The sequence below is a fragment of the Klenkia taihuensis genome (assembly GCF_900112525.1).
Classification (GTDB): Bacteria; Actinomycetota; Actinomycetes; order Mycobacteriales; family Geodermatophilaceae; genus Klenkia; species Klenkia taihuensis.
Window position 1 is genome coordinate 928,385 of record NZ_FOMD01000001.1, and the last position, 18,409, is coordinate 946,793.

Annotated in this window: 25 protein-coding genes; 18 read left to right on the plus strand and 7 right to left on the minus strand. The window is 76.7% G+C overall.

Going from position 1 to position 18,409, the window contains the following annotated elements; all coding sequences use genetic code 11:
- Positions 1-47 precede the first annotated feature (47 nt).
- The 7 genes from BM158_RS04560 to BM158_RS04590 all read left to right on the plus strand — a co-directional run bounded on the left by BM158_RS04560 (position 48) and on the right by BM158_RS04590 (position 4,593).
- A complete protein-coding gene (locus tag BM158_RS04560; RefSeq protein ID WP_207506171.1) occupies positions 48-866 on the plus strand; it encodes an alpha/beta hydrolase in 819 nt (272 codons plus the stop codon).
- A complete protein-coding gene (locus tag BM158_RS04565; RefSeq protein WP_091555059.1) occupies positions 863-1,684 on the plus strand; it encodes a hypothetical protein in 822 nt (273 codons plus the stop codon). Before BM158_RS04560 ends, BM158_RS04565 begins: the two co-directional genes overlap by 4 nt.
- On the plus strand, positions 1,681-2,367 hold the full coding sequence (locus tag BM158_RS04570) for an LmeA family phospholipid-binding protein (protein WP_091555061.1): 687 nt from the start codon (positions 1,681-1,683) through the stop codon (positions 2,365-2,367). The genes BM158_RS04565 and BM158_RS04570 overlap by 4 nt, the downstream gene beginning before the upstream one ends.
- A gap of 39 nt (positions 2,368-2,406) precedes the next feature.
- The gene (locus BM158_RS04575) at positions 2,407-2,850 is read left to right on the plus strand and encodes a thioredoxin family protein (RefSeq protein WP_229827650.1); all 444 of its coding nucleotides are present in this window, start codon (positions 2,407-2,409) and stop codon (positions 2,848-2,850) included.
- A gap of 157 nt (positions 2,851-3,007) precedes the next feature.
- Positions 3,008-3,439: a DUF4395 domain-containing protein gene (locus BM158_RS04580; protein ID WP_091555063.1), complete on the plus strand. Its 432-nt coding sequence runs from the start codon at positions 3,008-3,010 to the stop codon at positions 3,437-3,439.
- A gap of 25 nt (positions 3,440-3,464) precedes the next feature.
- Entirely contained in the window at positions 3,465-4,298 is an 834-nt protein-coding gene (locus BM158_RS04585; RefSeq protein ID WP_091555065.1) for a sulfurtransferase, read from the plus strand.
- Position 4,299: 1 nt separating this feature from the next.
- Entirely contained in the window at positions 4,300-4,593 is a 294-nt protein-coding gene (locus BM158_RS04590; protein WP_091555066.1) for a DUF1416 domain-containing protein, read from the plus strand.
- A 99-nt stretch (positions 4,594-4,692) separates the two neighbouring features.
- Here the strand turns inward: BM158_RS04590 and BM158_RS04595 are convergent, their stop codons facing one another.
- A complete protein-coding gene (locus BM158_RS04595; protein ID WP_091555068.1) occupies positions 4,693-5,370 on the minus strand; it encodes a TetR/AcrR family transcriptional regulator in 678 nt (225 codons plus the stop codon).
- A 116-nt stretch (positions 5,371-5,486) separates the two neighbouring features.
- Here BM158_RS04595 and BM158_RS04600 point away from each other — a divergent pair, with 116 nt between their 5' ends.
- From BM158_RS04600 to BM158_RS04610, 3 genes are all read left to right on the plus strand, one after another.
- Positions 5,487-6,410: an NAD-dependent epimerase/dehydratase family protein gene (locus tag BM158_RS04600; RefSeq protein ID WP_091555070.1), complete on the plus strand. Its 924-nt coding sequence runs from the start codon at positions 5,487-5,489 to the stop codon at positions 6,408-6,410.
- Between the two features lie 144 nt (positions 6,411-6,554).
- Positions 6,555-7,127, plus strand: a complete 573-nt coding sequence (locus tag BM158_RS04605) for a heme-binding beta-barrel domain-containing protein (RefSeq protein ID WP_091555072.1) — start codon at positions 6,555-6,557, stop codon at positions 7,125-7,127.
- Complete coding sequence (locus BM158_RS04610; RefSeq protein ID WP_091555073.1) at positions 7,124-8,821, plus strand: DUF885 domain-containing protein; 1,698 nt, start codon at positions 7,124-7,126, stop codon at positions 8,819-8,821. The genes BM158_RS04605 and BM158_RS04610 overlap by 4 nt, the downstream gene beginning before the upstream one ends.
- Here the strand turns inward: BM158_RS04610 and BM158_RS04615 are convergent.
- The gene (locus tag BM158_RS04615) at positions 8,808-9,194 is read right to left on the minus strand and encodes a DUF6992 family protein (protein WP_091555075.1); all 387 of its coding nucleotides are present in this window, start codon (positions 9,192-9,194) and stop codon (positions 8,808-8,810) included. The genes BM158_RS04610 and BM158_RS04615 overlap by 14 nt on opposite strands.
- A 27-nt stretch (positions 9,195-9,221) precedes the next feature.
- Between BM158_RS04615 and BM158_RS04620 the strand changes: the two genes are divergently transcribed.
- Positions 9,222-9,857, plus strand: coding sequence for a hypothetical protein (locus BM158_RS04620; RefSeq protein WP_131801973.1), 636 nt, complete (start codon positions 9,222-9,224; stop codon positions 9,855-9,857).
- Here the strand turns inward: BM158_RS04620 and BM158_RS04625 are convergent.
- Entirely contained in the window at positions 9,838-10,548 is a 711-nt protein-coding gene (locus BM158_RS04625; RefSeq protein ID WP_091555078.1) for a hypothetical protein, read from the minus strand. The genes BM158_RS04620 and BM158_RS04625 overlap by 20 nt on opposite strands.
- Before the next feature lie 398 nt (positions 10,549-10,946).
- On the opposite strand from BM158_RS04625, the gene BM158_RS04630 reads away from it, so the two are divergent.
- Positions 10,947-11,612: an SDR family NAD(P)-dependent oxidoreductase gene (locus BM158_RS04630; RefSeq protein WP_207506173.1), complete on the plus strand. Its 666-nt coding sequence runs from the start codon at positions 10,947-10,949 to the stop codon at positions 11,610-11,612.
- A 1-nt stretch (position 11,613) separates the two neighbouring features.
- Here the strand turns inward: BM158_RS04630 and BM158_RS04635 are convergent, their stop codons facing one another.
- Genes BM158_RS04635 through BM158_RS04650 form a run of 4 tightly spaced genes read right to left on the minus strand, consistent with a single transcriptional unit; the run spans position 11,614 to position 13,349 of the window.
- Complete coding sequence (locus BM158_RS04635; protein WP_091555080.1) at positions 11,614-11,940, minus strand: DMT family transporter; 327 nt, start codon at positions 11,938-11,940, stop codon at positions 11,614-11,616.
- A 10-nt stretch (positions 11,941-11,950) separates the two neighbouring features.
- Positions 11,951-12,292, minus strand: coding sequence for a DMT family transporter (locus BM158_RS04640; RefSeq protein ID WP_207506175.1), 342 nt, complete (start codon positions 12,290-12,292; stop codon positions 11,951-11,953).
- Positions 12,289-13,131 (minus strand): aminotransferase class IV, encoded by an 843-nt coding sequence (locus BM158_RS04645; protein WP_091555082.1) that lies wholly within the window; start codon positions 13,129-13,131, stop codon positions 12,289-12,291. Before BM158_RS04645 ends, BM158_RS04640 begins: the two co-directional genes overlap by 4 nt.
- A gap of 14 nt (positions 13,132-13,145) precedes the next feature.
- Positions 13,146-13,349, minus strand: coding sequence for a zinc-ribbon domain-containing protein (locus tag BM158_RS04650; RefSeq protein ID WP_091555083.1), 204 nt, complete (start codon positions 13,347-13,349; stop codon positions 13,146-13,148).
- 33 nt (positions 13,350-13,382) lie between these two features.
- Between BM158_RS04650 and BM158_RS04655 the strand changes: the two genes are divergently transcribed.
- The 6 genes from BM158_RS04655 to BM158_RS04680 all read left to right on the plus strand — a co-directional run bounded on the left by BM158_RS04655 (position 13,383) and on the right by BM158_RS04680 (position 18,350).
- Positions 13,383-14,342, plus strand: a complete 960-nt coding sequence (locus BM158_RS04655) for a squalene cyclase (protein ID WP_091555085.1) — start codon at positions 13,383-13,385, stop codon at positions 14,340-14,342.
- Between the two features lie 9 nt (positions 14,343-14,351).
- Entirely contained in the window at positions 14,352-14,807 is a 456-nt protein-coding gene (locus BM158_RS04660) for a Fur family transcriptional regulator (protein ID WP_091555086.1), read from the plus strand.
- A 1-nt stretch (position 14,808) separates the two neighbouring features.
- Positions 14,809-15,909 (plus strand): CAF17-like 4Fe-4S cluster assembly/insertion protein YgfZ, encoded by a 1,101-nt coding sequence (gene ygfZ / locus BM158_RS04665; protein ID WP_091555088.1) that lies wholly within the window; start codon positions 14,809-14,811, stop codon positions 15,907-15,909.
- Complete coding sequence (locus tag BM158_RS04670; RefSeq protein ID WP_091555089.1) at positions 15,906-16,748, plus strand: beta-keto acid cleavage family enzyme; 843 nt, start codon at positions 15,906-15,908, stop codon at positions 16,746-16,748. Before ygfZ ends, BM158_RS04670 begins: the two co-directional genes overlap by 4 nt.
- Positions 16,745-17,314, plus strand: coding sequence for an RsiG family protein (locus tag BM158_RS04675; RefSeq protein ID WP_091555091.1), 570 nt, complete (start codon positions 16,745-16,747; stop codon positions 17,312-17,314). Before BM158_RS04670 ends, BM158_RS04675 begins: the two co-directional genes overlap by 4 nt.
- An 82-nt stretch (positions 17,315-17,396) precedes the next feature.
- Positions 17,397-18,350, plus strand: coding sequence for an asparaginase (locus BM158_RS04680; protein ID WP_091555092.1), 954 nt, complete (start codon positions 17,397-17,399; stop codon positions 18,348-18,350).
- Positions 18,351-18,409: the final 59 nt, after the last annotated feature.

Genomic DNA, 18,409 nt, shown 5'->3' on the forward strand with positions numbered 1-18,409 from the left:
TATCCGACGTGAGGCACCGTGGGACCCCGCCGTTGCCCCACCGTGACGTGACCGTGCGCACGGCGGACGGGGTGCGGCTGCACGGCATCGTGGTCCCGCCGGCGCTGCCCCGTCCACTGCCGGCAGGTGAACACCCGCTGACGTTCGTGCTGGCCCACGGCTTCACCAACTCCACAGCCCGCCCGCCGTTCCTGCGGCTGGCCGGGTACCTGCGCCGCTTCGGCGAGGTGCGCGGCCTGGACTTCCGCGGCCACGGCCGCTCCGGCGGCCTCTCCGGCGCCGGCGGCGACCCCGAGCTGCTGGACGTCGACGCCGCGGTCGCCGCGGCCCGCGCCGACGGGGCGGCCACGGTGGTGACGGTGGGCCTGTCGATGGGCGGGGGCGCGGCGCTGCGGCAGGCGGCGGTGGGTGCGCACCGCCCCGACGCGGTGGTCAGCGTCAGCGCGGTGAGCCGCTGGTTCGTCCGCGACACCCCGCCGATGCGGCGGGTGCACTGGCTGCTGGAGACGACCGCCGGCCGGCGGCTGGGCTCGCGCCTGGTGGGCATCCGGCTGGGCCCGCCGTGGCCGGTCAACCCGCCGGCGCCGGTGGAGCTGGTCAGCTCGATCGCGCCCACGCCGCTGCTGCTGGTGCACGGCGACCGCGACGCCTACTTCCCGCTGGAGCACTTCCGGCTGCTCGCGCAGGCCGCCGGCCCCGCCGCCACCGTCTGGGTGGTGCCGGGCATGGGGCACGCCGAGAACGGCATGACCGGCCCGCTGGCCGAGCGGATCGGCCGCTGGGCGCGGGGGACGGTCGGGCGGGACCCGCTCTGCGACGATGGCCCGGTGACCCGACCCGCCGTCCCCGCGCCGGCCGGGCGATGAGCCACACGGCCCCGGCGGTCGAGCTCTCCCGCACGGCGCACCACCTGCCGGCCGCCGGCGGGGTGCTGCTGGCCACCGGCCTGCTCGCCGGCCTGCCGCTGGCGCTGGGCGACACCGGCCGGGCGGTCGCGGTCGCGGTGCTGCAGCTCGCGCTGGTCGCTGCCTGGGTGCTGGCCACCGGCATCCGCGGGTTCATCGGCTCGCTGGCGATCGGCGCGGCCGCCGCGGTCGGCGCCGACCTGCTGCTCGGGCTGCCCGAGGACCCCGAACCGGGCGCCCTGCTGCTGGTGCTGGGCCCGGGGTTCCTGGTCTGCGTGCTGCACCAGATGGCCCGGCCGGCGCCGCGCCGCTACCTGGTGGCCTCCCTCGCCGGCGTCCTGCTGCTGCTGTGCGCCGTCACCGCGCCCGCCCTGCTGCTGGCGCTGGGCCGCACCCCGGACGGCGACCGGCTGGCGTCGACCGCCGTCCTCGTGGTCGGCGCCGTGCTGCTGGTCGGGCACGCCGTGGACTACCTGCTGCCCCGCCCGGCGATCGCGCCGGGCGTGCCGCGGGGCCTGCCCGGGCTGGTGCTGGCGGTGCTCGCGGGCGTCGTCGTCGCCGTGCTGCGCCGGCAGTCCGAGGACCTCCCCGGTGCCCTCGCCGCCGCGCTGGTCGGTGCGGCCCTCGCCGGGGTGGCCGCCCTGGTCGCCGTCGGTGCCTCCTTCGGCGCGGTCGACCGGCCGCAGCGCGGGTGGGCGCTGCCCGCCGTGCAGGCGGTGCTGCCCTTCGCCGCGGCCGCGCCGGTGGCCTGGTTCCTCGCGCTGCAGACCAGCCTGTGAAGGGCCTGCTGATCACCCTCGGGGTGCTCGTCGTGCTGCTCGTCGCCGCCGACCGGGTGGGCGTGCTGGTCGCCGAGGACCAGGTCGCCGCCCGGGTGCAGCAGCAGGCCGGGCTGGCGGGGGAGCCGTCGGTGGACATCACCGGCTTCCCGTTCCTGACCCAGGCCGGCGCCGGCCGCTACGACGACGTGCGCATCGCGCTGACCGCCGACGACCTCGGCCAGCCCGCCGGCACCTCGGCGCGGGTGTCCCTGCAGGGCGTGCGGCTGCCGCTGTCCGACGTCGTCGGCGGTCAGGTGTCCCAGCTGCCGGTGGACCACGTCGACGCCCGCGCCTCCGTGCCCTTCGACCTGCTGGCCGCGCAGCTGGGCGGCGACACGACGCTGACCCGCGAGGGCGACGGGCTGCGCATCACCAAGACCGTCGAGGTGCTCGGCCAGAGCGTGCCGCTCACGGCTGCGGGCACCGTCGACCTGGACGGCCAGGACCTCGTCGTGACCGTCGACTCCGCCGCGGGGGCCGGCGTCGACGTCCCGCAGTTCCTGCTCGACGCCGCCCAGGACCTGCTGGACTTCCGCTACACGCTGCCCGCGCTGCCCTTCGGCCTGCAGCTCACCGGGCTGCAGGTCACCGGCACCGGCGTCGACGTCACCGCGGTCGCCGACGACGTCGTCCTGCAGTAGCGGGGAATCCCCACCGGACCGGTCGCGTTGGTGCCGGTCGTGGACTTGACCGGTGCGGTGGTGCTCGGCGCCGCCCTCCTGCTGACGGCGGTGGTGGCCTGGTGGCTGCGGACCCGCAGCGGGGCGGTCCGGACGACGGGAGGGGCAACCGTGCGGGAGGTCGAGGTGCTGCGCGGGCTCGGCGTGCGGCCCGAGGACGCCGACCTGACGGTGGTCCAGTTCGCCACCGCGTTCTGCGCGCCCTGCCGCGCGACGAAGGCCCGGCTGACCCAGCTGCAGACCCGCCACCCGGGTCTGGCCGCCGTCCACGTGGACGCCGAGAGCGAGCTGGACGCCGTCCGGGCGCTGGACGTGCGGCGCACCCCGACGCTGTTCTACCTCGACCGCAGCGGTGCCCTGCTGGGCCGCAGCAGCGGTGCGCCCCGCCCCGACGAGCTGGCCGCCCTGGTGGCCGCGCACGCCCCGGCGCAGGGGCACGTGTGATGGGTGTTGCTACCCTCCCCGGCGTGGGCACCCTGCTGACTCAGCGACGCACAGTCGACCTGTGCCGCCTGGGCAGCTGCCTGTGTCGCGCCTCCCTCCGAGGCTGACCTCCCGCCTCGACGAGCCCTCACCCCGCTCCTCGGAAGGCCCCCACCCCGTGACACCTCCCCGGCAGGTCGACGTCCGTGGCCCGCGCTTCGGCGCCTGGGTCACCACGGTCGTACTGGCCGTCGTGCTGCTGACCGGCAGCGGATGGCTGCTCGCCGCGCAGGCGGTCGTGTTCGCCGTCGGCGCCTTCGCCGGCCTGCGGCACGCCCCCTACGGCGTGCTGTTCCGCACCCTCGTCGCCCCCCGGCTGGGGCCGGTCCGCGAGACCGAGGACGAGGCGCCCCCGCGCTTCGCCCAGCTCGTCGGGTTCGGCTTCGCCCTCGTGGGCACCCTCGGCTACCTGACCGGCGCGCCGGTCGTGGGCGCCGTCGCGACCGGGCTGGCCCTCGTGGCCGCCCTGCTCAACGCGGCCGTGGGCTTCTGCCTCGGCTGCGAGCTGTACCTGATCGTCCGGCGGGCCCGTCCCGCCCGTTCCCACTGACCCCCACCCGCAGGAGGAGAAACCCATGAGCCGCAGCGACGTGCTCGTCAGCGCCGACTGGGCCCAGGAGCACCTGGGCGACGCCGGCCTGGTCTTCGTCGAGGTCGACGAGGACACCAGCGCCTACGACAAGGGCCACCTCGAGGGCGCGGTGAAGCTGGACTGGAAGACCGACCTCCAGGACCCGCTGCGCCGCGACTTCGTGGACAAGGAGCAGTTCGAGCAGCTGCTGTCGGCCAAGGGCATCTCCAACGACGACACCGTCGTGCTCTACGGCGGCAACAACAACTGGTTCGCCGCCTACGCCTACTGGTACTTCAAGCTCTACGGCCACGACGCGGTGAAGCTGGTCGACGGCGGCCGCAAGAAGTGGGAGCTGGACAGCCGTCCGCTCTCCGACGCCGAGGTCACCCGCCCGGCCACCCAGTACCGCGCCCAGGAGCCCGACACCTCGATCCGCGCGTTCCGCGACGAGGTCGTGGCCGCCATCGACACCAAGAACCTGGTCGACGTGCGCAGCCCCGACGAGTTCGCCGGCAAGCTGGTCGCCCCCGCGCACCTGCCGCAGGAGGGTGCGCAGCGCCCCGGCCACATCCCCTCGGCGGTCAACGTGCCGTGGAGCAAGGCCGCGAACGAGGACGGCACCTTCAAGAGCGACGAGGAGCTGGCCGCGCTCTACGCCGACGCCGGCCTGGACGACGGCAAGGCCACCATCGCCTACTGCCGCATCGGCGAGCGCTCCTCGCACACCTGGTTCGTGCTGCACGAGCTGCTCGGCCACGCCGACGTCAAGAACTACGACGGCTCCTGGACCGAGTACGGCTCGCTGGTCGGCGTCCCGATCGCCAAGGGGGCCTGACGTGTGCGGGGCCCCGAAGCAGGGCGGCGCGCTGGCCGGGGTCGACCTGTCCACCCAGACGGTCATCCAGGGCTCGGTGTGGCACGACGGGTCACCGGTCGCCGGCGCCTACGTGCGGCTGCTGGACGCCACCGACGAGTTCACCGCCGAGGTGGTGACCTCCCCGGAGGGCGAGTTCCGGTTCTTCGCCGCGCCCGGTGAGTGGAAGCTGCGCTCGCTGGCCCCGGTCGGCCGGGCGGAGCGGGTGCTCAGCGCCGAGGTCGGCCTGAACGAGACCACCCTCGCCATCGCCTGAGGCACCCCCTCCCGCAGCGTTGACCAGGGAGGTTGATCGACGTCCGTCCTCCTGCGCCGGATCTGGTGCAGGAGGACGGACTTCTGTGCAGGAGGACGGCTAGAGGCCGAGCAGGTCGGCCAGCTCGCCCACCTGCTCGGTGAAGAAGGCGTCGGCATCGGCGACCGAGCCCTCGAAGTGGCCGAACAGCTCGAAGCTGACCAGCCCGAACAGCGAGCTCCACACCAGCAGCGCCCGCGAGCGCACCCCGTCGTCCAGCGCCTCGTGCTCCCCGCCCAGCACCGCCGCCGCGGCCGGGAGCACCAGCGCGGTGCGCCGCCCCTCGGCCGGGGGGAGCAGGCCGGCCCGGGCCGCGTCGCCCAGGACGGCGCCCAGCACCGCGCCCACCCGGGTCGCCGCGGGCACCGTGTCGGCCGGCGCGGCGTAGCCGGGGACCGGCGAGCCGTAGAGCAGCGCGTACTCGTGCGGGTGCGTCCGCGCCCAGGCCCGGACGGCGGCGCAGACCGCGTGCCACCGGGCCCGGGGTTGCGCGGTGGCGTCGTCGGCCGCCTCGGCCGCGGCGCCCAGCGCGTCGTAGCCCTCGATGATCAACCGGGTCAGCAGGTCGTCGCGGCTGGGGAAGTAGCGGTACAGCGCGGACGACGCCAGCCCCAGGTCGCGGGCCACCGCCCGCAGCGACAGGCCCGCGGCGCCGACGGTGGCCAGCTGCCCGCGGGCGGACTCCAGGATCTCCTCGGTCAGCGCGGCCCGTGCGCGCTCCCTGGCGGTGCTCACCACGCCTCGACGATAGCACCGCTCGCGATCGAGAGCACTGCTCTTGACAAGCGGGAGCGGCGCACTGCACGGTGTCCCCGGAACGAGAGCACCGCTCTCGTCGAACCGAGGGAGCCGTCGTGGGACTGCACGTCGTCGTGGGCAAGGGGCCGGTGGGCACCGCCGTGGCCGAGGAGCTGGTGCGCGCCGGGCACCGGGTGCGGGTGCTGTCCCGCAGCGGCGGGACGTCGACCGCCGACGTCGAGCACCGGGCGGTGGACGCCGCCGACGCCGACGCGCTGACCGCCGCGGCCGGGGGCGCGGACGCCCTGGTCAACGCGGTCAACCCGGCCTACGACCGGTGGGCGACCGACTGGCCGCCGATGGCCGCGGCGATGCTGGACGCGGCCACCCGCACCGGCGCGGCGCTGGTCGCGATGGGCAACCTGTACGTGCACGGCCGCCCGGCCGGGCCGATGACCGCGGCGAGCCCGCTGGCGGCCACCGACACCAAGGGCCGGGTCCGGGCCCGGGTGTGGACCGACATGCTCGCCGCGCACGAGGCCGGCCGGGTGCGGGTCGTGGAGGCCCGGGCCTCGGACTTCGTCGGCCCCACCGTGCCGGTCACCCAGTCCCACGTCACCCGGCAGCTGGCCACCCTGCGCGCCGGCCGGCGCGCCTGGGTCATCGGCGACCCCGACGTGCTGCACAGCTGGGCCTACCTGCCCGACGTCGGCCGGGTGCTGGCCGCGCTGGCCACCACCCCCGCCACCTGGGGCCGGCCGTGGGTCGTGCCCAGCACCGGGGCCCGCAGCCAGCGCCGGGTGCTCACCGACCTCGCCGCCGCCATGGGCGCCCGGCCCGCCCGGGTGTCGGGCCTGCCCTGGCCGGTGGTCCGCGCGGTCGGGGTGCTGTCCCCGCAGATGCGCGAGATCGCCGCGATCCGCCACCAGTGGGACGCCGACTTCGTGGTCGACGGCTCGGAGACGGTGCAGGCGCTGGGCATCGAGCCCACGCCGTGGGACGAGGTGTGCCGGGCGACGGTCGGCGCGGTGCTCGTCTGAGCCGGTGTCGGGGGTCGTGGTTACGGTGGCGGGCATGGGTCTGGTCACCGCCTGGGTTCTCGTCGCCCTGGCCGTCCTCGCCGCGCTGTGGTGCGCGACGGGCGCGGTCAGGCTGACCCGTCGCGAGCGCAGCGGGGGGGCCCGGTGAGCACCCCGACCCCCGACGGCCTGCCCGCCCAGCCGGCGTCCGGCCGCACCGAGCTGCCGGTCGAGGAGACCACCGACGTCCGCACCGGCCCCGAGGTGGCGCACGAGCTGCTGTCGGTGCTGCCGCTGCTGGGCGAGTGGCACGGCGAGGGGCAGGCCGCCGGCGCCCAGGGCGACCACCGGTTCGGCCAGTGGGTGCGCTTCGCCCACGACGGCCGCGACTTCCTGGCCTACGAGTCGCGCACCTGGCGGATCGGCGAGGACGGCAGGCCCGCCGGCCCCGACGTCCGCGAGGCCGGCTTCTGGCGCCCGCGCGGCGAGGAGGAGGTCGAGCTGCTCACCGCCTCGCCCGACGGCCTGGTCGAGATCTACGTCGGCCGCGCCCGGACGACGACCAGCTGGGAGCTGGCCAGCGACGTCATCGCCCGCACCCCCGACCACCCGGACACCACGAAGGCCGCCCGGCTCTACGGCATCGTCGAGGGCGCCCTGATGTACGCCGTCGACCGCGCCGGCGCCGACGGCCAGCTGCGCCCGGTCATGTCCGCCCGCCTGGAGAGGATCCGATGAGCACCGCGCGCACCCCCCGCCAGGTCGCCGACGCCTACGTCGACGCCCTCTGCGACCTCGACCCGATCGCCGGCACGGCGCTGGGCACCCGGCCCGGCGACGACCGGCTGCCCGACCTGTCCCCGGCCGGGCTCGAGGCCGCGGCCCGCCTGGAGCGCGACACCCTCGCCGAGCTGGACCGGGTGCTGGCCGAGGACCCGTCCCTGGCCGACGACCCGGTCGAGTTCCGCTGCGCCCGGCTGCTGCGCGAGCGGCTGACCGCCTCGCTGGACCTGCACGAGGCCGGCGAGGGCCTGCGCGAGCTGTCGAACCTGTTCTCCCCGGTGCACTCGGTCCGCCAGGTGTTCTCGATGATGCCGCTGGCCACCCCCGACGACTGGGCCGTGCTCGGCCGCCGGGTGGCCCGGGTGCCGGAGGCCTACCGCGGCTACCTGGCCACCCTCACCGAGGGCGCGTCGCGGGGCCTGTTCGCCGCGCCCCGACAGGTCGAGACCGTCGTGGGCCAGCTCGACGAGTGGCTGGCCGGGCCCTACTTCGCCGGCGTCGTCGCGGGCGGCCCCGACGAGCTGCGCACCGAGCTCGACGACGCCGCGGCCGCTGCCGACGCCGCCGTGGCCGACGTGCGCGACTTCCTGCGCGACACCTACCTGCCGCAGGCCCAGGGCACCCCCGACGCGGTGGGCCGCGAGCGCTACGCCCGCTTCGCCCGCCGCTGGAACGGCAGCGACCTCGGGGCCGGCACCGGTCTGGAGGACGCCTACGCCTGGGGCTGGGCCGAGCACCGCCGCATCCGCGAGGAGCAGCGGGCCGCCGCCGAGCTGGTCCGGCCGGGGGCCACGCCGATGGAGGCCATGCGCTGGCTCGGCGAGCACGGCGAGGCCGTGGACGGCGTCGAGCAGATCCGGCAGCGCCTGCAGGCGATGATGGACGAGGCGATGGCCGCACTGGACGGCACGCACTTCGACATCGCCGACCCCATCAAGCGCGTCGAGGCGATGATCGCCCCGCCCGGCAGTGCCGCGGCGCCGTACTACACCCGGCCGTCGCTGGACTTCTCCCGGCCCGGCCGCACCTGGCTGCCCACCCTCGGCAAGGACCGCTTCCCGCTGTGGGACCTGGTCTCCACCTGGTACCACGAGGGCGTCCCCGGCCACCACCTGCAGCTGGCCCAGTGGGCCTACGTCTCCGGCGACCTGTCGGTGTTCCAGACCGCCGTCGGCGGGGTCAGCGCCAACCTCGAGGGCTGGGCGCTCTACGCCGAGCGGCTGATGGACGAGCTGGGCTTCCTCACCGACCCCGGCGCCCGGCTCGGCTACCTGGACGCCCAGCAGATGCGCGCGGTCCGGGTGGTCGTCGACATCGGCATGCACCTGGAGCTGCCCATCCCCGACGACGCCGACGGCGCGCTGGAGGGCCACCGCGGCCAGCCGTGGACGCCGGCGACGGCGCGGGCCTTCTTCGGCGAGTACTGCGGCCGCGACGCCGACTTCCTGGACAGCGAGCTGGTCCGGTACCTCGGCATGCCCGGGCAGGCGATCAGCTACAAGCTCGGCGAGCGGGCCTGGCTGGCCGGCCGGGAGGCCGCGCGTGCGGCCCAGGGCGACGCCTTCGACCTCAAGGCCTGGCACATGGCCGCGCTCTCGCAGGGCAGCCTGGGCCTCGACGACCTGGTGGACGAGCTCAGCCGGCTGTAGTCCGCGGCAGCGCCCGCGCGGCCGTGCCGTCCAGGAGCAGCAGGAACGCACCCTGGACGAGCACGGCCGCGCCGTCGCCGCGCCACCGGTCGCTGCGGAGCAGGGCCGCGCCGGCGAGCAGGTAGCCCACGTCCAGCCCGGCGTTGACCAGCAGGACCGTCCGCAGCCGGGCCGGGGCGGTGGGCCCGCGCCGACGGCGGTTGCGCGCCCCGACCGCGGCGATCGCGCCGTCGACGGCGCCCCACGCCGCGGTCTGCCGGCCGAACCCGCGGGTCGCCGGCCGGGTGGCCAGCACCCCGCCGAGGACGACGGACCCGGCGGCCCACGCACCCAGCACGGTGGTCAGCCGGGTCTCCACCAGCGCGGCGTCCATGGGCCTGATCGTCCTACAGTGCCGGGCGTGGAGCTCGCCGTCGCCGACCTGCCCCCGCTGGACGTGCTGCGCGGCCGGTGGGCCGCGGCCGCGGCGGTCGTCGCCGCGCTGGGCTTCCCCGGGGCCGCGCACGCCCGCGACGCCGGTGCCTGGCGGTGGGACGACGGCGGCGGAAACTGGGCCGAGGTCGCCGTCCTGGACGCCGACCGCGCCGTGCTGCTCGGCTGGGACCGCACCGCCCGGGGGTCGCTGTCCCGCCGGCCGGACGGCGAACCCACCGGCGAGCTGCTGACCGGCGCCCCCGACTGGTGGGCGCAGCCCCTGCGCGGGCGGACCGAGGACGTCGCGTTCCTGCTCGGCTGGTCGTCCGGCCGGTGGGAGCGGGTGCCCGCCGACCTGCAGCCCGATCTGCGGAGCGGCGGGCTGGCCGGGCTGCCGGTGGACGCCGAGCAGCTCTACGGGATGGTCGACTCCTACGTCGAGGGCGTCGCCGACGACCAGGGCCTGGGCGACTGGCGCACCCCGTGGCCCGCGGTGGCCGCGCTGGGGCAGGCCGGCCCGGACCTCACCGTCGAGCAGCTGGCCGACGTCCTGGGCCCGCTGCGCGCCGACCTGCCCACCGGGGTGGTCGCCGCCCGGCGGTTCAGTCCGGCGGCGGGTTGACGGTGTCGGCGTCGTCGCCCACCGGCTGGGTGGCGGTCGCCGGGACGGCCTCCAGCCGGGGGTCGGCCAGCACCTCGGCGATGCAGGCGGCCGACCCCACCACGTAGGTGCTCACCAGCTCGACGTCGGTGGCCACGCACCAGGCCCGGTCGGCCGGCCACCACAGGCTCGCGCTCTGGTCCCACGGCTCGACGGCCATGTTCGCCGCGGCCAGCCCGACGGGTCCGCGGACCAGCCAGAAGCTGCGGGCGCCGACGGTCAGCCGCGGCTGGGGTGCGCTGATGTAGCCGAAGCCGTCCCAGACGGCGAACAGGCAGTCCTGCGGGGTGCCGGTGTGGCGGGCGAGCACCTCGGCCAGCGGGCCGGCGACCTGCTCGGGCAGGTGGCCGCGGGCAGGTGCGCCCTCCCAGAGCGGGCTCTGGTCGGCCTCCTCGTAGAAGTCCAGCGAGCCGGTGATGCCGCCCCACTCCATGAGCGGGTGCGCGACGGTGCCGTTGGCCGCGGCGACGTCGGCCCAGCGGACGTCGACGTCGTCGTCCCCGTCGTACTGCGCGGCCGGGTGCAGCACCCGGGCGGCGGCGGGGAACAGCGGCGGCAGCAGACCCGCGACGCCCAGGCCGGGGCGGACGGCGTCGGCGACCCACCGACCCGGGGAGACGTCGGCCTCGGGGTCGCGCCCGGCGAACTGCACGGGTCCACCCTAGGGAACCCGACCGGTTCCGGGCACGGACAACCCCCGGGCTGCTCCGCCATCCCCGCCGGCTCGATGAGCACTTGTGGCGGGGGGCGGGCCGACTGGACTGGGTCGGCGGCCCGGGGGTCGGGTGAACTGTCCGGTTCTCGCTCGCCGCCGTACGACGGACGGGCGATGCCACACGCGTCAGACCGGTTCGATCCGGTGCTGAGCGGGCGGCCCATCTGGACGGCGGCTAGCGGACAGCCACCTCACGAGTCCTGAACGACATCAATTGTTCGGACCACCTCCTCTCCCGTGTACGGCCACGGTACGACCGGTGCGACCGCCACCGCAACGCCCTTTTCCGACGGCGACGGGGTGTGCGCAACCCGGTCGCGGGACACCACTGCACGGTGGACATCGACCGCACGCACGCCGTCGTCGTCGGTGCCGGCCCCGGGCTCGGTGCCGGCATCGCCCGCCGCTTCGCCCGGGAGGGTTTCGCGCTCACCCTGGTGGCCCGCTCCGCCGGGACCCTGGCCCCGCTCGCCGGGGAGCTGAGAGCGGCCGGCACCGACGTCGACGTGGTCACCGCCGACGTCGCCGACCCGGCGGCGCTGGCCGCCGCGCTCGCCCCGGTGGCCGCTGCCCTGCCCGGGGTCGTGGTCTACAACGTCGGGCTGGTGGTGGCCGATGACCTGCTGGTCGACCCGCCGGAGCACTTCACCCACGCGCTCGCCGTCGACGTCGTCGGCGCGGTCGCCGTCGCGCAGCTGTTCACCCCCGCGATGCGCGCAGCCGGCGCGGGCACGTTCCTCGTCACCGGCGGCGGCCCGGCCCTGCACCCCGACCCCGCCCACGCGTCGCTGACCCTCGGCAAGGCGGCGCTGCGCAACGCCGTCGCCGTGCTGCACGAGCAGCTGGCCGCCGACGGCGTGCACGCGGCCGGCGTCACCGTCGTCGGGGTCGTCGAGCCGGGGACGCCGCTGGACCCCGACCGGATCGCCGAGACCTACTGGGAGCTGCACCGCGAGCCGCGCGGCTCGTGGTCGGTCGACCGGGTCGTCGACGGGAGCTGAGTCAGCCGCCGGCGTGCACGACCACCACGCCGAGCACGACCAACGCGACGCCGAGCAGCTCGCGGCGGCCCAGCCGGTCGCCGAACACCGCGGCCCCGCCGAGGGTGGCCAGCGCGATGCCCGACCCGGTCCAGATGCCGTAGCCCACAGCCAGCGACACCCCGCTGACCAGCGCCCGCGCCATCAACGCCACCGAGGCGCCGATGCCCAGCAGGGTCAGCACGGCGAACACCGGACGGCGGAACCCCGCCGACGCCCGCAGCGACCCGATGCCCACGACCTGGGCGAGCACCGCCCCCGCCAGCCAGGCCGCCGCCGCACCGCTCACGAGGCCGCTGTCACGACGGCCGGGGCCCGGTCTGCAGCACCAGCACGCCCGCCGCGAGGACGGCCATGCCGACCAGCTGGACGACGGTCAGCGGGTCGCGGAACAGCAGCACGCTGGCCACCGTCGCCGCGGCCAGGCCGACCCCGGTGAGCGTGGCGTAGGCGGTGCCCAGCGCGACGCCGCCGCGGTCGAGCAGCCGGGCGAACAGCCACAGCGAGACGCCGTAGCCGACCAGCGTCGCCGCGGTGGGCAGCGGACGGGTGAAGCCATCGGAGACCCGCAGGGCCAGCGTGCCGGCCACCTCGCTGACCACCGCGCCCCCGAGCAGCCAGGCGGAGGAGGAGCGCGTCAACGGGTCAGGAGCTCCTGGACCCGCCCGGTGAGCCCGGCGTCGCCGCGGGCCGTGCCGTCCAGCGCGGTCACCCGGGCGGCGCCGCGGATGCCCGAGAGCAGCCAGACGGCGTCGGCGTCGTGCAGGTCGGCCACGGTGCCGGGGGTGACCGCGGTGGGCCAGCCGTCGGCCGCCGCGGCGGCGAACAGCCGGGCCTGGGTGGTGCCGGCCAGGATGCCGGTGTCCAGCGGCGGGGTGTGCAGGGTGCCGCCGGCGGCCCACACCACCGTGGACGTCGGGCCCTCCAGCAGCCGGCCCTCGGCCGAGGTGAAGACCACGTCGTCGGCGCCCACCGCGTGCGCGTGCCGCTGGGCGGCCATGTTGACCGCGTAGGACAGCGTCTTCGCCCCGCCCAGCAGCCAGGGCGCCCCGGCGCGGACGCCGGCGGCCAGGCCGTAGGTCAGCGCGACCACGGCGACGCCGTCCCGCCGCTGGGCGAGCACGTCGGCGCCGACCGGGGCGAGCAGAGCCAGCGCGGTCGGGGTGGTGCCGTCGCCGCGGGTGAGGAACAGCCGGCACACGCCCTCGACGCCGGCCGGCCAGCCGTCGGTGACCGCCGTGACCAGCGCCCGCCAGGCCTCGTCGGGCACCGCGGGGAGGTCGAGCAGGCCGGTGGAGCGCTGCAGCCGGACCAGGTGGTCGGCCAGCCGCGGGGTCGCGCCGCCGTCGACCAGCACCGACTCGAAGACGCCGTCCCCGCGGGCCAGCCCCGCGTCGAACGCCGTCACCACCGGCTGGTCGGCCGGCACCCGCACCGCACCGCCGTCCCGCCACACCGCCACCGCACGCTGGTCACCCACGCGACCAGCCTGCCTCACACGGTGACGGCGGTCCCGCAGACGGTGCAGATCTCCAGCTGCTCGCGCCGCCACCGCAGCAGCGGGACGAAGAAGACGGTGAACTGCCGGTACCGCCGGACCCGCGCCCACACCGTGGTGTTGCCGCAGCGCGGGCAGGTGCGGGTCGCCCCCGGGCCCAGCTCCTTCTGCTTGCTGCCGAACCCGAAGAAGAAGATCACGGACCGACCCTAGGAGGGGTCTAGGGTCCCGGCATGGCGGACGACGTCCTGACCTGGCTGCTGGACTCCGACCCGGCGCTGCGCTGGCAGGTCGAGCGGGACCTGGCCGACGCGCCGCCCGGGGTCTGGCAGGCCACCCGGGCCCGCGTGGCCGTCGAGGGGTGGGGCGCCCGCCTGCTCGCGCTGCAGGACGACGACGGCCAGTGGGCCGGCGGCGCCTTCTTCCCCCGCGCCGACGGCGAGGTGCAGTGGCCGGCCGAGGGCGAGGGCCAGCCCTGGACGGCGACCACCTGGTCGCTGACTGCGCTGCGCGAGTGGGGCCTGGACGCCGGGGCGCTGGCCGGCACCGCCGAGCTGCTCGCCGCGCACTGCCGGTGGGAGTACGAGGACCTGCCCTACTGGGGCGGCGAGACCGACGTCTGCATCAACGCGAAGACCCTCGCCAACGGTGTGTGGCTGGGCGCCGACGTCGAGGCGCTGGCCGCCTGGTTCCCGGAGCACCAGCTGGCCGACGGCGGCTGGAACTGCGCGTGGGTCGAGGGTTCCACCCGCTCGTCGGTGCACTCCACGCTCAACGCCGTCCGCGGGCTGCTGGCGCACGAGGTGGCCACCGGCGGCAGCGACGAGCTGCGCGCGGCCCGGCACCGCGGCGAGGAGCACCTGCTGGCCCGCCGGCTGACCCACCGCTCCGACGGCACCCCGCTGGAGGCCTGCCTCACCCCGCCGGTCTGGCCCTCCCGCTGGCGGTTCGACGCGCTGCGGGCGCTGGAGCACCTGCGCGCCGCGTCGCTGCACGACGGCACGCCGCCCGACCCGCGCGCCGCCGACGCGGTGGACCGGCTGCGGGCCGGCCGGCAGCCCGACGGCCGGTGGCTGCAGGGCCCGGTCCAGCCGGGCGCGGTGTGGTTCCCGGTGGACGCGCCGACCGGCGAGCCCTCGAAGGGCGTCACGCTGGGGGCGCTGCGGGTCCTGCGCTGGTGGGACGGGACCTAGGCTCCCGCCATGGCCGACCACGACCACGAGCCGCCGCCGCTGGCCCAGCAGCTGCGCTCCCGCGGGCTGCGGCTGACCACCCAGCGGCAGCGGGTGCTGGAGGCGGTCGGCGCGCTCGAGCACGGCACGCCCGAGCAGATCGGCACCTGGCTGGCCGAGCAGGCCGGCCCCGACGGCGCGGCACCGGACACCTCCACCGTCTACCGCAACCTCGAGCTGCTCGAGCGCCTCGGCCTGGTCTGGCACACCCACCTCGGCAAGGGCGCGCCGGTCTACCACGCCGCCCAGCACCCGCACCTGCACGTGGTGTGCGCCGGCTGCGGGCGGATCGACTCCGTCGACCCCGCGGTGATGGACGGCGTCGCGGAACGTCTGGCCGCCGACCTGGGTTACACCCTGGACGTGGGCCACGTGGCGCTGTCCGGGACGTGCCGGGACTGCCGTGCGGCCGGATCGGAGTCCTGAGGTGCCCTCCCCGCTGCTGTCCCGCCCCGGCGCCGTCGCCACCGACGGCGGCCAGGTCGCCGCGCACTACGGCGACCCGCTGCCCGAGCAGCGCCGGGCCACCGAGGGCGCGGTGCTGGTCGACCGCAGCGACCGCGACGTCGTCGCCGTCCCCGGGCCCGACCGGCTGTCCTGGCTGCACAACCTGCTCAGCCAGCACCTCGAGCGGCTGCCCGACGGCAGCGGCACCGAGGCGCTGGTGCTCTCCCCGCAGGGCCACGTCGAGCACCACGTCGTGGTCGCCGAGACCGGCGGCACCACCTGGCTGGACACCGAGCCCGGCGCCGGGGCGGCGCTGGCCGGCTGGCTGGACCGGATGCGGTTCATGCTGCGCGTCGAGCCCGCGCTGGTCACCGACGCCTGGGCGGTGCTCACCCTGCTCGGCCCGCGGGGGGACGACGTCCTCGCCGCCGCCGGGTTGCCCGTGCCCACGGGGGTGACCCCGTTGGCCGGCGGCGGCTGGGTGCGCCGGATGCCGCCGCTGGGGGACGGCGTCGCGGCGGTGGACCTGCTGGTGCCCCGGGCCGACCTCGCCGCGGTGGCCGACGCCCTGCTGGCCGCCGGCGCCACCCCGGCCGGCGTCGACGCGCACGCCGCGCTGGCCGTCGAGGCGCACCGGCCGCGGGTCGGCACCGACTCCGACCACCGCACCATCCCGAACGAGACGCCGTGGCTGGCCAGCGCGGTGCACCTGGAGAAGGGCTGCTACCGCGGCCAGGAGACCGTCGCGCGGGTGCACAACCTCGGCCGCCCGCCGCGCCGGCTGGTGCTGGTGCACCTGGACGGCATGGAGGAGCAGCTGCCCCCGCCGGGCACCCCGGTCACCGCGGGCACCCGCGAGGTGGGCCGGCTGGGCACCGTGGTGCGGCACCACGAGCTCGGCGTCGTGGGGCTGGCGCTGGTGAAGTCCTCGGTGCTGGAGAAGGAGCCCCTCCCGGAGCTGCGCGCGGACGGCTCGGTGGTCGCCGTCGACCCCGACGACCTCGTCGTCACTCCCGACGACACGGTGCTGGCCGCCCGGGAGCGCGTCCGCGCGGTCCGGTCTGCGACGATCGGCCGGTGACCACGGGCACCCTCATCACCCTCGCCCCCACCGGGGCCGAGTCGGCGAAGGCCGACGTGCCGGCGCTGCCGGTGACCGTGGAGGAGGTCGTGGCCACCGCCCGCGACTGCGAGGCGCTGGGTGCCGCCGTCGTCCACCTGCACGTCCGCGACCTCGACACCCGGCCCACGCTGGACCTCGGCCGGGTGCGCGAGGTGGTCGCCGCGGTGCGCGGGAGCACCGACCTGGTGGTGCAGCTGTCCTCCGGCGGCGCGGTCACCGACCCGCTGCCCGACCGGGTCGCCGTCCTCGACGCCGACCCCGACGCCGCCTCCCTGTCGCTGGGCACGGTCAACTTCGGCCGCGACGTGTTCAGCAACCCGTGGGACCTGATCGTCGAGCTGCACACCCAGATGCGCGACCGCGGCATCGTGCCCGAGTACGAGGCCTTCGACCTGGGCCACCTGGCCACCCTGTCCCGGCTGCTGGACCGGCACGGCCTGCCGGCCGGCGGCCACGTGCACGTCGACCTGGTGATGGGCGTGCCCGGCGGCATGCCCGGCACCACCGGCGCGCTGGCCGCGTGCCTGCCCGCCATCGAGCCCGGCTGGACCTTCGCCGCCACCGGCGTCGGCCGCACGTCGCTGCCGGTGATGCTCGCCGCGCTGTCCGCGGGCGGCCACCTGCGGGTCGGCATGGAGGACACGCTGACCTACGCCCCCGGCGAGCCGGTCCGCGACAACGCCCAGCTGGTCGCCCGCGCCGCGGGTCTCGCCAGGATCGCCCAGCGCCCCGCCCTGACCACCACCGAGGCCCGCGAGCTGCTGGGCATCCGCACCCGCCAGGAGGCAACCCGATGACCACGTCGCAGCCCGGGCCCGCAGCTGCGGGCGGCACCGCCGTCGACACGCTGCTCGACCCCGCGTTCCTCGAGGGCGTGCAGCAGCGCCCCATGCTCGAGGTGCGCGGGCTGCGCCGCCGCGCCGAGCAGTCCGAGGTCGACCTGTCCTACACCCGCCGCCTGCTGCAGGGCCGGCTGGACATCGTCCGCCGCGAGCTGCAGCGCCGGGCCGAGCACGACGGCCGTTCGCTGGTCGACCTGCTCCCGGAGATCCTCTCGGAGAAGGGCCGCGGCCCCGCGCACGGCCTGGGCCGGCACCAGACCGTGCAGCCCGGCGACCCGGTGGCGCTGGAGCACTGGGTGAACTCCCTCGCCCCCGGCGTGGACCTCTCCGACGTCGGCGAGCTGCCCGACGACCAGCTGGAGACCGCCGCCCGCGCGCTGGCCGAGGGCGAGCGCGGGCTGTCCGAGCGGCGCCGCGGCGTGCAGCAGGTGATGGACGCGCTGGCCGGGGAGCTGGGCCGCCGCTACCGCGACGGCGAGGCCGACGTCGCCCAGCTCCTCGCCGCCGAGGGCCGCCACTGAAGAAGGACCCCCTCGCCCCACACGACGTGCTCCGCACGCCGCAGGCCCCTGCGAGGGGGCCGAACCGCGAGATCGGAACCTGATGTCTTTCCCTGTCAACCCCGTCCTGGTGGAGGTGCACCGGTCGGGGTTCCTGGAGTCGGTGCACCGCGGGTCGCTCGTCGTGCTCGACGCCGACGGCGCGGTCGTGCACGCGGCCGGCGCGGTCGACGTCCCCACCCTGCCCCGGTCGTCGAACAAGCCGGTGCAGGCCACCACCTACCTCGACGCCGGGTGGGTGCCCCGCTCCACCGAGGAGCTGGCCATCGCCGCCGGCTCGCACTCCGGCGAGCCCGGCCACGTCCAGCTCGCCCTGGCGATGCTGGCCGCCGTGGGCCTCGGCCCCGACGACCTGGGCTGCCCCGCCGCGCTGCCCTCGGACGAGGCCGAGCGGGCCCGCTGGCTGGTGGCCGGCCGGGCACCCGAGCGGGCGGCGATGAACTGCTCGGGCAAGCACGCCGCGATGCTGTCGGCCTGCGTCGCCGCCGGCTGGCCCACCCGGGGCTACCTGGACCGCGCGCACCCGCTGCAGCAGGCGATCGAGGCGCGGCTGGGCGAGGCCGGCGGCGTCCCGGTCAGCGCCGTCGTCGTCGACGGGTGCGGGGCCCCGCAGCACGCGCTGCCGGTGACCGCGCTGGCCCGCGGCGTGCTGTCGCTGGTGCAGGCCGACCCCGGCACACCCGGCCGCGCGGTGGCCGACGCGGTGCGGGCGCACCCGTGGCTGGTCGCCGGCACGGGCAAGGACGACACCCGGCTGATGGACGCCGTCCCCGGCCTGCTGGTCAAGGGCGGCGCCGACGGCGTGCACGTGGCCGCGCTGCCCGGCGCGGGCGCGGTGGCGCTGAAGCTGGACGACGGCGGCGACCGGGGCCGGATGCCGGCGCTGGCCGCCGGCCTGGCCCGGCTGGGCGTGGACGCCGACCTGCTGGCGCCCTTCGCGGCGCTGCCGGTCAGCGGTGGGGACGGCGTCGTGGGCGAGGTCCGCGCGGCCGTCTGAGGGGTCGCTCACACTGCTAGCTCTGTGCTTGCAGGAGCAAGCAGTGCTGGTTATGGTCG

Coding starts and splice junctions, on each gene's coding strand:
- BM158_RS04565 (WP_091555059.1), top strand. CDS start 863: ATGAGCCACACGGCCCCGGCGGTCGAGCTCTCCCGCACGGCGCACCAC.
- BM158_RS04585 (WP_091555065.1), top strand. CDS start 3,465: ATGAGCCGCAGCGACGTGCTCGTCAGCGCCGACTGGGCCCAGGAGCAC.
- BM158_RS04610 (WP_091555073.1), top strand. CDS start 7,124: ATGAGCACCGCGCGCACCCCCCGCCAGGTCGCCGACGCCTACGTCGAC.
- BM158_RS04615 (WP_091555075.1), bottom strand. CDS start 9,194: ATGGACGCCGCGCTGGTGGAGACCCGGCTGACCACCGTGCTGGGTGCG.
- BM158_RS04655 (WP_091555085.1), top strand. CDS start 13,383: ATGGCGGACGACGTCCTGACCTGGCTGCTGGACTCCGACCCGGCGCTG.
- BM158_RS04660 (WP_091555086.1), top strand. CDS start 14,352: ATGGCCGACCACGACCACGAGCCGCCGCCGCTGGCCCAGCAGCTGCGC.
- BM158_RS04675 (WP_091555091.1), top strand. CDS start 16,745: ATGACCACGTCGCAGCCCGGGCCCGCAGCTGCGGGCGGCACCGCCGTC.
- BM158_RS04680 (WP_091555092.1), top strand. CDS start 17,397: ATGTCTTTCCCTGTCAACCCCGTCCTGGTGGAGGTGCACCGGTCGGGG.